This window comes from Flavicella sp. (assembly GCF_029238425.1).
Lineage (GTDB): Bacteria > Bacteroidota > Bacteroidia > Flavobacteriales > Flavobacteriaceae > Flavicella.
This window is the reverse complement of sequence record NZ_JAQWGB010000080.1, coordinates 16080-28768: the sequence shown is the minus strand read 5'-3', so window position 1 is coordinate 28768 and position 12689 is coordinate 16080. Positions and strand designations below refer to the sequence as shown.

The following is a 12689-nucleotide window of genomic DNA, read 5'->3' as shown; positions in this document are numbered from 1 at the left end:
TTTTAAATAAAAACCCCACATGTTTATGTGGGGTTTAAAGATAATGGTTGTGGTTAATACTATTAGTTTCGTATTAATGTTTTGCTTTGAGTTCCCTTCTCAGTGGTAATTCTGGAAATATACATTCCAGCTGGTAAATTAGTTCCATCGATAACAGTAGACGATGTTTTAGGAGTTATGGTGAAAACTATTTTTCCGGTCATATCAATGATTTCAATAGATTCAATGTTCTGATCCTTTGTGTTGAAATTCCATGAAGCTGAAGTTGGATTTGGGTAAATTTCTAATCCTACGATTTCAAAATTTTGAGTACTAAGGGCATCACAAGTGTCTCCTACAGTATATTCAAAAAGTTGAGAAGTTACGAGTCCTGTAGAATGAGCTCCCCTAATAGAAAAACTTATGGTACCTGTTTGATCCGTTAAAGTGGCGGTATATGTTGAACCATCGGCGGCCATATTTATAAAAGTAGAGGGAGCAATGAATACTTGGGGTACGTATCCTACTTTATCTTCATCTAATAAGGTAAAAGTAACTTTTACATCGGTAGTACCCGTTTCTAATGTTTCAAAATGATAATCATAGCCAACAGAAAAACTTCCTTCAGTAGCATCGCTAGAAGTTCCTTCACAGGCGCTATTATTATTTACAGAAAAGGAAATCGTATACGTTTTTGTCGTATTACCATCTTCCGAAGTAACAACAACAGTTGCATCTCCTGGTAACTGTGGTGCTTGAGTAATTACTGCGTTTGCTCCACTATGAGATTTTGTTGCTAAAGTAATTTGAGGTACGGTAGTGGTTCCTTTTGGTAGTACAACTTCATAGTTGATTACTGCGGAAGAGAAGTCTGCTATAGTTTCACTATCCACTTTTACATCTGTTAATGTAGCATCAGTTACTGGGTCAACCGTAGTTTTCCAAAAATAAATATTGTCTAAGAAAATTGTTCCATTTCCAACGGTTTTGAATTGGATTGCTGTTGCTAGATTTCTTCCTGCGTTTAAATAATAACTTAAAGGAATATCAATACCAACCCATTGTCCTGTTGTGATACCATCTGTAGCTGCAATATCGTAACCGTTTTCACCACCAGCAATTAAGAAAAATTGAAAAGCAGTGGCATCACTTGTATGGTAATCTAAATGAATATATTCCATTGCAGTTACATCTGAACTAGTGTACTCTATTCCTTGATAGTTTAGGTTGGCGTATTTTAATGTATTGTTTGCTGTGATTTGGATTTCGGTCATCGTTGTTGCTTGTCCCCAACTAGGATTCAAGTCGGTTGCGATACTAGTGTAGGTGTCGCTGTAAACAGAAATAACATCCGAGCTAGATTTTGTAGGCACTGGTGCAGCAGTTGCAGGTGTTGGGTCTAAAGTAAAATTAATCGTTATTGTATTTGTAGTTGTACCATCTTGAGCTGTTACAAGAATCGTTGTAGATCCAGGTAAACTTGCTGCTGGTGTTACAGTATTATTTGCATTTGAATCTGTTGTTGTCGCAACAACGGTTGGAACCGCTACAGTACCTGAAGGTAGTTCAACAGAATAGTTAGAGCCTAACGATGAGAATCCTGAAATCGTATTTCCATCAACGGTTAAGTCGCTTAAAGAAGTATCAGTTCCTGCAGCTGCAGGTGCTTTCCAAAAATAAAGATTGTCCAAATAAAGTGTTCCATTACCTACAGTTTTAAATTGAGCTACTTGTGCCAAATTAGGAACTGTATAGTGACTTAACGGGATATCAATACTAACCCATTGGCCGGTTGTAATGCCATCTGTGGCCGCAATGTCGTATGCGTTTTCACCACCACCAATTAAGAAAAACTGAAAAGAAGTAGCGTCTGTAGTATAATAATCCAAATGAACATATTCCATTGCAGATACATCAGAACTGGTATAATCAAGTCCTTGATAATCTAATCCACTATAGGATAAAGTTTGATTTCCTGAAATTTGAATATCAGTTGCATCGGTTGCTTGCCCCCAAGAAGGGTCTAGGTTTGTGGCGATACTAGTGTATGCGTCGCTGTAGACAGAAATAACATCAATATTTGCATTTGTTGGAGTGGGGGCCGGAGAACCGGGTTGTCCATACGCAAGAGACATTATAAGTAAGCACAATAATAAAGTAATTTTTTTCATAATAAATTGGTTTTAATTAGTTGCTGGAAATTAAATTTAGTTCCTTAAAACTTAGATTATGAAGGCTATACCTGTGCTTAACAAATGTTATTTTTATTGGTTTTCGTAGAGTTAATCAATGAAATGGAGTGAAAAGAATTGCTTAAAAAATCTGTGTTGTATAGTTTATGTTAAGGTTTCGTGTGATTGGGAGGGAGAACTTAAAATTGTCTCAGATGACTTATGTGTATTAAAAGAGTCGTTAATATGTAAATAATTGATTTTTAGTGAGTAATTTTTGTTCTTTTGTGAACCTAACAGGTCTTTAAGACCTGTTAGGTTTTTAGCTTGAGGTATTGCGTTAGGGATTGCACCTTTGTTTGAGCTCTTTTGGCAGACAGAGTTTGCAGAATGTCTTTGCCAAAAAGCGAGTGGTAAAAGCCCGACCTGTAAGGAAACGCCATAAAAAAAGCCTGTGTACATAAAAGAACACAGGCTTTGAAATATAATAAAGTTAGAATTTTACAATTCCAAGGCTTTTTTCGGGTTGTTGTTCATCAACAATTCGATTGGGTTTTCAATAGCTTCTTTGATGGCTACTAAGAAACCAACAGACTCTCTACCATCTACAATTCTATGATCGTAAGATAAGGCAACATACATAATCGGTTGAATTACTACTTGACCGTTCACTGCCATAGGACGCTCAACAATATTGTGCATTCCTAAAATTGCAGATTGAGGAGGGTTGATAATTGGCGTAGATAACATAGATCCAAAGACACCACCATTTGTAATAGTAAATGTACCTCCAGTCATTTCATCTACAGTAATTTGTCCGTCACGAGCTCTTAAAGCCAAACGTTTTACTTCGCTTTCAACACCCCTAAAAGATAAGTTTTCAGCGTTTCTGATAACAGGTACCATCAATCCTTTAGGGCCTGATACTGCGATAGAAATATCGGCAAAATCATTTTTGATTTGGAAATCTCCATCAATCATAGAGTTTACATCTGGATATAATTCCAAAGCTCTAGTTACCGCTAAAGTAAAGAAAGACATAAATCCAAGTCCAACACCATGTTTCGCTTTGAATTCTTCTTTGTATTGATTACGTAAATCAAAGATAGGTTGCATGTTTACTTCGTTAAAAGTAGTCAACATGGCAGTTTCATTTTTAACAGAAACCAAACGTTGTGCAACTTTTCTACGTAACATAGACATTTTCTTGCGTTCAGATCCTCTACTTCCGTTAGAAGTACCCATAGCAGGAGTTGCATTCAATGCATCTTCTTTTGTGATTCTTCCATCTTTTCCAGAACCTGAAACAGAAGCGTTTGAGATTCCTTTCTCATCAAGAATTTTTTGTGCAGCAGGAGCAGCAGTTCCCGTAGCATATGTTGCTGGCTCAGCTGATTTTGGAGCTTCTGCAACTGGTGCAGCAGCAGGAGCTTCTTCTTTAGCAGGAGCAGCAGCAGCAGCAGGAGCTTCTGATCCGCCTTCTGGCTTAGCAGCATCCATATCAATTAGGCAAACAACAGCACCAACTTCAACAGCATCACCTTCTTCAGCTTTTAAAGTGATAATTCCACTTTCTTCAGCAGGCAATTCTAAAGTCGCTTTGTCTGAATCTACTTCAGCAATTGGCTGATCTTTTTCTACGTAATCACCATCTTCAACTAACCAAGATGCAATTTCTACTTCTGTAATTGATTCCCCCGGAGAAGGAACTTTCATTTCTAAAATCATTGTTACTAATTTTAAAGTTGTGCTTGTTTTTTACAAGCAATATTGTTGTTAATTTTGTTACCCTTAGACAAGCTCTGGGTTCTTCTTTGTTGTACGCTGAGTTTGTCGAAGCGTTTTATTTATTCTGTGGTACACTTCGATATAACCAGTGTACCTTTTTATTTTTCAATTCACTCAGAGTACAGGTCTTCCCAAATCTGAGCTAGTCGAAGCTTATTTTTCTGGATTGAAAACCATATCAATTACCGCTCTTTGTCTTCTCTTAAATCTAGCAGAAGAACCAGCCGCTGGAACTGAATAGAATTTTCTAGAAGCCACGCTTAATTTAACCAAGTTAAATCTTTGCAACATAAAACTCCATGCTCCCATATTTCTAGGCTCTTCTTGTGCCCAAACATATTCTTTAGCATTTGGATATCTATCGATAGCTGCTTGCAATTTCTCTTCGTGTAAAGGGAATAATTGTTCTATTCTAACCAAAGCAACATCATTACGTTCGGTTGAGTCTCTTTCTTCAAGTAATTCATAGTAGAACTTACCTGTACAGAAAACAACTTTTGTAACGTTTTCAGGTGCAATGGTATCGTCAATTACTTCTTGGAAACTTCCATTCGCAAAATCTTCAATCGGATTTACAGCCTTAGGATGACGTAGCAAACTTTTAGGAGTAAATACAATCAATGGTTTTCTGTGCTTACGTTTCATATGACGACGCAATAAATGGTACATGTTTGCCGGTGTTGTACAGTCAGCAAGCGTCATATTATCCTCTGCACATAATTGTAAAAATCTTTCAATTCTGGCAGATGAATGCTCAGAACCTTGACCTTCATAACCATGTGGCAATAATACTACAATACCATTTTGTAATTTCCATTTGTGCTCTGCGGCAGAAATGTACTGGTCAAACATAATTTGTGCTCCGTTGTTGAAATCTCCAAATTGTGCTTCCCATATAGTCAAAGTATTTGGGTTTGCCATGGCGTAACCATAATCAAATCCTAATACTCCATATTCAGATAATAAGGAATTATAGATAAACATTTCCCCTTTGTTCTTAGGGTTTGTGTTGATCAAGTTGATTCTGTCTTCTGTGTTTTCATCACGTAAAATTGCGTGACGGTGACTAAAAGTACCACGTTCAACATCCTGTCCAGAAATTCTAACATTATACCCTTCTTCTAATAAAGAACCATAGGCTAATGTTTCACCCATTCCCCAATCAAGTAAATTGTTTTCGAAAACCATTTTATCACGCCCTTTTACAATACGCTCTGCTTTTCTTACAAATTTTACTCCTTCTGGAACAGTAGAAACTACTTTCGCAATTCCTTTTAAGTTTTCAATAGGATATGTTGTGTCAATCGGAGACAACATAGCCTCTAAGTTTTCTCTGACAAATTCTTTCCAAGTATGCTGCATAAAAGGAACTACTTTAGAAGTAGAATCTCCTTTGGCTTTTTGGAATTGCTCTTCCAGCATACCTTTGAATTCATCTTTTATTTGCTTCGCATAGGCCGCATCAATCGATCCTTCATTGATCAATTTATCAACATATATGTCTTTTGGGTTCTTATGCTTAGAGATTGTTTTGTACAGGTTAGGCTGTGTAAAACGTGGCTCATCACCTTCGTTATGACCGTATTTACGGTATCCTAATAAGTCAATAAAAATGTCTCTTTTGAATTTCATTCTAAATTCAAGAGCTAGTTCAACAGCGTGACAAACAGCTTCAACATCATCTGCATTTACGTGAAGTACAGGAGATAGAGTAACTTTTGCAACATCCGTACAATAGGTACTAGAACGAGCATCTAAATAGTTAGTGGTAAATCCAACTTGGTTGTTTACTACTAAATGTAAAGTACCACCGGTTTTGTATCCATTCAGTTTACTCATTTGAGTAACTTCATATACAATTCCTTGACCTGCGATAGCAGCATCACCGTGCACTATAATAGGTAAGATTTTAGAATCGTCACCTTTGTATTTTCTATCAATTTTTGCTCTGGCAATACCTTCGGCAACTGGAGCCACTGTTTCTAAGTGAGATGGATTTGGAACTAAGTTCATTTTCATCACTTCACCATTTTGGAAAGTCTTACTACGTGTAAGTCCCATATGGTATTTTACATCTCCATCAATATGTTCGTCGTCGAAGTCTTTTCCTTCAAATTCAGAAAACAAATCACGAACTGGCTTTTTGAAAATATTTGTCAAGGTGCTCAAACGCCCTCTATGTGCCATTCCTAATACACATTCTTTAACACCAAATTTTTCAGCTGCATCTCTCAATGCAACAGAAATAGCAGGAATCAATGCTTCTCCTCCTTCAAGAGAGAAACGTTTTTGACCTACATATTTAGTCTGTAAGAAATCTTCAAAACCAACCGCTTGATTTAATTTTGAAAGAATGTATTTCTTAGAGTCAACATTGTAATTCGGGTGGTTGTTGTTTTTATTCAAACGATCTTGCCACCACTGAATTTCTTCAGGGTTACGAATGTACATATATTCTACACCGATAGAATCGCAATACATTTGCTCTAGATTGTTGATGATAGCAGAAAGTTTCGTTGGTTTCAAACCAAGAATTTCACTGGCACTAAAAACAATATCTAAATCTTCTTTGGTCAAACCAAAGTTCTCAATAGCTAAAGTCGGTTTGTACTGGCGTCTTTCACGAACAGGATTTGTCTTAGTGAACAAATGTCCACGAGATCTATATCCATTAATCAATTCTATCACACGAAACTCTTTGTTTACATGTTCTGGAATATCAATGTTAGTGTTTTCTTCTCCTGTTAGAGAATAGTCTTCATTAGCAAGGTCGTAACCTTGGAAAAAACTCTTCCAACTAGGTTCTACGGAATCAGGATTAACTTGATACTGATCGTATAAATCGGCAATGAAGCCGGAATGTGCTGCGTTTAAGAACGAAAATTTGTCCATATTTTATAGAATACTCGGTATTTTATTAAAAACCTTAGCAAAAGTACAACGTTTTGGCCAAAAAACCGTGTATTGGTTATCGATTTGTTAATAATGTAAATAAATATAACAGATTTTATTTTTTCTGTTAATTTACACATTAAAAATATGCGATTTGACCATATTTAAAAGTGCCACTTCCGCAAAACACCTATGTTTTGTAAACAGCTAGTATGAAGTTTACGTTAATATTTTCGATTTAATAACTCTTTTTCGGTATAAACACCCTGTTGAGGTTTTAACAATCGTAATTTTTTAATACTGCGTTTGCTGGTGGTAGCTTTTTTGCCAGCAAAATTGTGTTGTAAATAATTGATAAGATTGGCAATATCATAATCGTTATAACGAACATTATTTACCAGACCTGGCATGGTTGCGCTTAGGTTGTAAAGTTTTCCGTTTACATGTATCGGTCCAGAAAGGCCATGAAGAACGATTAATGCAAGACGTTCAGAAGGTCCGTTAACATATTCAGAGTTCTTTAAAGGAGGTGCCAAACTGCTGATTCCTTGACCCTTTGTTCCGTGACAGGTAGCGCAAATGTTTTTAAATATTTTTTCACCGGCTTTCAGAGAGGCTGATGTTTTTCTATCCTTGGCTCTTTGATGATTCGTGTCATTTTTTTCAGCAATGGTCTCTTTAACTAAATATGTTAATTGATTTTCCGTAAGTTTTTCTTTTTCTAAATAAAGAAGAAAGTCCTCTTCGTAATTTCTAAGACTGCTGATAATGGCTTCATTATATAGATTGTCTTTAGGATACTTGTTTTGGATTTTTGCTAAAATTGAAAATGTTTTTTCTTTGGAGTGAGCAAGCCAATTTCCTAAAGAGTTTGCAATATAAATATCTAGCGTTGCATTATTTTTTAATTCCAACGTATGCAGGCATTTGATAAAGGTGTCTAGAGCTTCTTTTGAAGCATAGTTTTCTGATATGACTAGGGCGTGACTTAAAGTCTCAATATTGTCTACTTCGGATAGTACTTTAGATAAAAAGTAGAAATCTAAAGCGTGTAAGCCTTCTAAGGTTTGCAACGCATGTGTTTGAGCATAAGCATGTTTTTCAAATACCATTTTTTTTAAAGCAGGAATGGCAATTTCCTCAAATCGATAGATCAATATATGTTGTGCTCTATCTCTTAGCCAACCATTGGAATGTTTTAAAAGAGCTACCCAGTCAGGTACCGTTAATCTGTCTAGATTTGTAAAAGGTTCTTGTTTGCTGTTTTTGGGTGATACTTTTAATATTCTACCCATTCCAATAACGGTGTCTAATTGCCTTTTTGCATATAAGTTTTTCAGGTAAGGTGTAAGAAAGGCTTTGTCTTGGATGATTCCTCTATGCATGTCCACTATATATAGATTACCATCGGGTCCATTGAATAAATTAACGGGTCTAAAACCTTCATCAGTAGAGGCAAGGAATTCTTTTTTAGGGATGGCCTGCTGACCTTTTGTTCTGGTCTGTGAGAAATCTAAAACATTTCTTTTGATCAGATTGGCTTCTGGTGCGCATACAAAAGCATTTTGATTATAAGAGGACGGAAATTTATCTCCTCTATAAATAACAGGTCCACAAGCTGCTGTAATATTGATAAGAATGCTGTCTTTGTCTAATCTTCCCGGAATATAACCTCGATTGACTGCTGTTGCATGCAATGGAAATACTCTGTTATTATTGATGGTTCTTTTTCCAAGGGATTCAGAAATGAGTTGATGTTTGTTTTTAGAGCTCGTATTCGGAAGTACGTAGTCTCCTATTAGTTGTGTAGAATTGTTGTTGTAATAAATTCTACCAAAGTTGTCGCGACTGATTCCCCATTGACCTCTAAAGCGAGTCGATTCTTTGATCCATTTGCCATTTTTTCTTTGATATCTAGCACTTGATTTGGCATTGTAAATCCAATTGTCAATATGCATCATCAAACCATTTGGTTGATGTTCTACGTTTCCACCATGGGTATAATGAGCATCTACCAATACTTTGTTCACGGGCTTATCATCTTGTATGTCTACAAACCATAATTTAGGTGGTTCGGCATATAAGAGTCCTCCATACACATGAGCAATTGCTCTTGGCAGAATCAAATTTTCCATAAAAACCTTAGCATGGTCAGTAATACCATCTTTGTCAAAGTCTTCTAAAATGGTAATTCTTCCATTTGGCATTTCTTCTCCCGTACCTTCTAAGTTTTGCATATAGCCTCTCATTTCTACGACCCAAATTCGACCTTTGTTGTCAAAGTCCATGGTGACAGGTGCTTCAATAAAAGGTTCTGAGCAAATAGATTCTAGTTGAAAACCTTCTTCTATATAATAAGAGTCCAATGAAACTTTAGGTTCCTCATAATCCGTAGGAGAACAACAGTGAAAAGTAAACGTTAGAAAAAAGAATGCAGCGGTTAGAGTAAGTTTTTTTAGAAATTTAATTAAAATCATGGAGGTGTTTCGGTTTGCAACAAAGATAGGTAATTTCAATGTTTACGTTGTTTAGCTTGTTGTTTTTTAGATGGTTGAATTAGCAAGAATTATGCCGAATATTTTGTCGAGATGAAATGTTTGTTTCACTTTGGTTTTTACGCAGTGTTTTTTCAGCAAAAAATGTAGATTTTTTAAGTTTTTTTCTTGTAGAAATTAAAATATAATCTATATTTGCACACGCAAAACAGAAATGGTTTGCCTTCTATATGAAACTCCTCCTTAGCTCAGTTGGTTAGAGCATCTGACTGTTAATCAGAGGGTCCTTGGTTCGAGCCCAAGAGGAGGAGCAAAAATCAAAAGAGTTACACGAAAGTGTAACTCTTTTTTTGTTTTATTTTGAAGGTAATTGGTTGCTGAGTATGTTCAGTTTAGGTTTTACGTATATTTTTATAAGCTTTCTAAAAATTCATTTTTTTCATAGCTAAATGTTTTTCTAGAGAGGGGGATAAATAAATATTTGGTAAAACATTTTTCACAGCGGTATGCTTTTACAAATGGAATTGATTTTAAGAGTCGATTTCGTTTGATTCGCATTCTATAAGAAGAATTGCATTGTGGACATTTTTTCATTTTATAATAGGGTTTGTTATATAGACAGTATAGATTGAAAAGACCCTACCTAAACATATGTTAATTTTATATTTTTTTACTTTCTTATTGTAGGATTTAAAATATTAGTTATATTTGCACTCGCAAAACAGAAATGGGTTGCATTCTATATGAAACTCCTCCTTAGCTCAGTTGGTTAGAGCATCTGACTGTTAATCAGAGGGTCCTTGGTTCGAGCCCAAGAGGAGGAGCAAAAAACAAAAGAGTTACACGAAAGTGTAGCTCTTTTTTTTGTGGATGCTTTTGGGCGAGAAGTTTATGCTGAGCTTTGTCGAAGTAAGCCCAAGTTCACATGGAGCCTGTCGAAATGAGGAGGAGCAAAAAACAAAAGAGTTACACGAAAGTGTAGTTCTTTTTTTGTTTATGAAGTGTTTTTTTTGCTAGTTGCGGTGTAGTTACTGTTGTGTTTATCTTTTTTGGGTGCCATTGACGAGCACTTTTTTGCTTAAGATTCCTTTGTTTAAAGAGGTTTGTGATTGTTTTATACGGTTAAAAGAACAGTATAATCCTATGAGTTTTATAAAATTATCTGCATTTGACTTATTTTTATAGATCAACTAACAAATCAATTAACTTATGAAACATTAATTATTACTGGGCGTTGCTTTTACCTTTATCATGTCAACTAGTTTTGGTCAAGCAATTAATGCAGATGCTGTGCAGGCTACAATGAAAAAAGTTGCCGATTGGCAGATAGAACATTTTAAGGATACTTTTAGCGGAAGAAAAAGAGCTCATCATATTGCAGATTGGACGAGTGGAGCATTATATGTAGGGATGTACAAGTGGGCAGAGATGTCTGGTGATCCAAGTTATTTTGATTGGTTGAAAAGTATTGCAGAAGAGCAACAATGGAAATTGCATCATAGAAAGTACCATGCTGATGATCATACAGTAGGACAGTTGTATTGTAATCTTTATAAAAAGTACGAAGATAAAAAGATGATCGAGCCAACGATAAAACAATTTGAGTTTATCAGATTTCACCCTTCCCAAAGTAAATTGAATTGGGAGACTCCATTTCATCAAGACCGTTGGAACTGGTGCGATGCTTTATTTATGTCTCCACCCGTTTGGGCTCAGTTATATACTATTACTGGTGAGCAAAAATATTTAGATTTTATGGTGTCGGAATACAAAGCGACTACTGCGTTTTTATTTGATAAAAAAGAAGGTTTGTATTATAGAGACGAGAGATTTAAAACAAAAGAAGACCATGGAACTAAGGTTTTTTGGGCTCGTGGAAATGGCTGGGTTTTTGCTGGATTAGTAAATATATTAAACGAACTGGATCCTTCTCAAAAAGAGTATCAATACTTTTTGAAAATTTATAAAAAAATGGCAAAAAATCTTATTCAGATTCAAACAACCAAAGGGCATTGGGCAATGAGTTTGCTAGGAGAAGAGTTTTACCCAACTCCTGAAACAAGCGGAACTGCATTTTTTACTTATGGTTTGGCTTGGGGAATCAATAATGGCATTTTAAAAAGTGATGTATATAAACCTGCTGTGGAAAAAGCATGGAAGGCACTGGTAAGTCATATTACTGAAGAGGGAATGTTGGGGTACGTACAGCCTATTGGAGCTGCTCCGGGTCAGGCTTGGCCAGATAAAACGGAGGTATATGGTACCGGTGCTTTTTTGAGTGCGGGAACTGAAGTTTATAAATTGTATCGATAAAATATTTCGGAAAAAGAGGTTTTTTCATTTCGAAAAGTTATTTTTAAGAATAATTCTCAATCGAAAAAAATGTCTCAGGAGTTTAATAGTCAAAGTTCCGTCATAAATTATGATGCCAATTCTTACGAGAAATTTGAAGTGTCAGATATTGATACCATTAAATTGCCTGCTGAAAATGGTAGGATTCAATGGTTGAATACCTATGGTTTTGCTTTTAAACAGGAGTTTTTAAAAATCGTAAAAAATAATAGTTTAGATGATTTTTTGACAAAGCTTCTGACCGAGGATATTCATCCCAATAAAGTGATAGAGTTGGATGATGTTTCTTTGATCACGATTCGTGTATTGAAAACTGATGAAGATGATTTCAAATCCGAGCAAATGGTTTTGATAGTATCTCATAAATTTGTGTGGTCTATACAAGAAAGAGCGGGAGATCATTTTGGTTGGATTCGACAAAGATTAGAGTCTAATAAAGGGATTACAAGAAAGAAAAACGCAGATTATTTATTGTATTTAATTTTGGAATCTATTATAGATCATTATCATGATGCTTATGAAGATCGTTCAGAATTAAAAGATATTAATTTTTCAAATGTAAAGCCCACACCTGAGTTTACGGTAAAAGTTGAGAAAAGAAAACAGATTTTATTTAAATTTAAAAAAGCTTCCATTAGTTTAGGTGATATTATTATCAAGCTTGAAAAAACTTCCTTTGATGATTTTGAAACCAAATATTTTAGTGAGCTTAAAGAGCAAACAAATAATTTAATTGGCGAGATTGATTTTGAAATTCAAGAATTAGAAAGTAAGATAAATTTAATTTTTAGTATTCAGGGGCATCGTTTGAATGAGGTGATGAAAACCTTAACGATTTTCTCTGTGATATTTATTCCATTGACTTTTATTGCAGGAATTTATGGGATGAATTTTGAAAATATTCCTGAGCTGCGAAATAAGAATGGATATTTTATTTTGTTAAGCGCAATGCTAGTGATCACCCTTATAAGTGTCTGGTTTTTTAAAAGGAAAAAATGGTTTTAATATGTAT

At 35.3% G+C, this 12689-nt stretch carries 6 protein-coding genes and 2 tRNA genes; 4 read left to right on the top strand and 4 right to left on the bottom strand.

What is annotated here, in order from left to right; translation table 11 throughout:
* Window positions 1-62: 62 nt before the first annotated feature.
* The 4 genes from P8H68_RS05950 to P8H68_RS05935 form a co-directional block, all read right to left on the bottom strand.
* Window positions 63-2150 carry a T9SS type A sorting domain-containing protein gene (locus tag P8H68_RS05950; RefSeq protein WP_300322464.1) on the bottom strand — a complete coding sequence of 696 codons (2088 nt, stop codon included), beginning with the start codon at window positions 2148-2150 and terminating at the stop codon, window positions 63-65.
* Between the two features lie 501 nt (window positions 2151-2651).
* Window positions 2652-3878, bottom strand: a complete 1227-nt coding sequence (gene odhB, locus P8H68_RS05945; protein WP_300322463.1) for a 2-oxoglutarate dehydrogenase complex dihydrolipoyllysine-residue succinyltransferase — start codon at window positions 3876-3878, stop codon at window positions 2652-2654.
* 213 nt (window positions 3879-4091) lie between these two features.
* The gene (locus P8H68_RS05940) at window positions 4092-6830 is read right to left on the bottom strand and encodes a 2-oxoglutarate dehydrogenase E1 component (protein WP_300322462.1); all 2739 of its coding nucleotides are present in this window, start codon (window positions 6828-6830) and stop codon (window positions 4092-4094) included.
* Between the two features lie 224 nt (window positions 6831-7054).
* Window positions 7055-9307, bottom strand: coding sequence for a c-type cytochrome (locus tag P8H68_RS05935; RefSeq protein WP_300322461.1), 2253 nt, complete (start codon window positions 9305-9307; stop codon window positions 7055-7057).
* A gap of 255 nt (window positions 9308-9562) precedes the next feature.
* Here P8H68_RS05935 and P8H68_RS05930 point away from each other — a divergent pair.
* The 4 genes from P8H68_RS05930 (at window position 9563) to P8H68_RS05915 (ending at window position 12682) form a co-directional block, all read left to right on the top strand.
* Window positions 9563-9636 (top strand) — tRNA-Asn (locus P8H68_RS05930).
* A 439-nt stretch (window positions 9637-10075) separates the two neighbouring features.
* Window positions 10076-10149: transfer RNA gene (locus P8H68_RS05925), tRNA-Asn, on the top strand.
* A 427-nt stretch (window positions 10150-10576) separates the two neighbouring features.
* Window positions 10577-11638, top strand: a complete 1062-nt coding sequence (locus tag P8H68_RS05920; protein ID WP_300322460.1) for a glycoside hydrolase family 88 protein — start codon at window positions 10577-10579, stop codon at window positions 11636-11638.
* A 69-nt stretch (window positions 11639-11707) separates the two neighbouring features.
* Complete coding sequence (locus P8H68_RS05915; RefSeq protein WP_300322459.1) at window positions 11708-12682, top strand: CorA family divalent cation transporter; 975 nt, start codon at window positions 11708-11710, stop codon at window positions 12680-12682.
* The last annotated feature ends 7 nt before the right edge of the window (window positions 12683-12689 follow it).

Excerpts from the sequence above, each read along its gene's own strand:
- P8H68_RS05915 (WP_300322459.1), top strand. The coding sequence starts at position 11,708 with ATGTCTCAGGAGTTTAATAGTCAAAGTTCCGTCATAAATTATGATGCC.
- P8H68_RS05935 (WP_300322461.1), bottom strand. The coding sequence starts at position 9,307 with ATGATTTTAATTAAATTTCTAAAAAAACTTACTCTAACCGCTGCATTC.
- P8H68_RS05920 (WP_300322460.1), top strand. The coding sequence starts at position 10,577 with ATGTCAACTAGTTTTGGTCAAGCAATTAATGCAGATGCTGTGCAGGCT.
- P8H68_RS05950 (WP_300322464.1), bottom strand. The coding sequence starts at position 2,150 with ATGAAAAAAATTACTTTATTATTGTGCTTACTTATAATGTCTCTTGCG.
- odhB (WP_300322463.1), bottom strand. The coding sequence starts at position 3,878 with ATGATTTTAGAAATGAAAGTTCCTTCTCCGGGGGAATCAATTACAGAA.
- P8H68_RS05940 (WP_300322462.1), bottom strand. The coding sequence starts at position 6,830 with ATGGACAAATTTTCGTTCTTAAACGCAGCACATTCCGGCTTCATTGCC.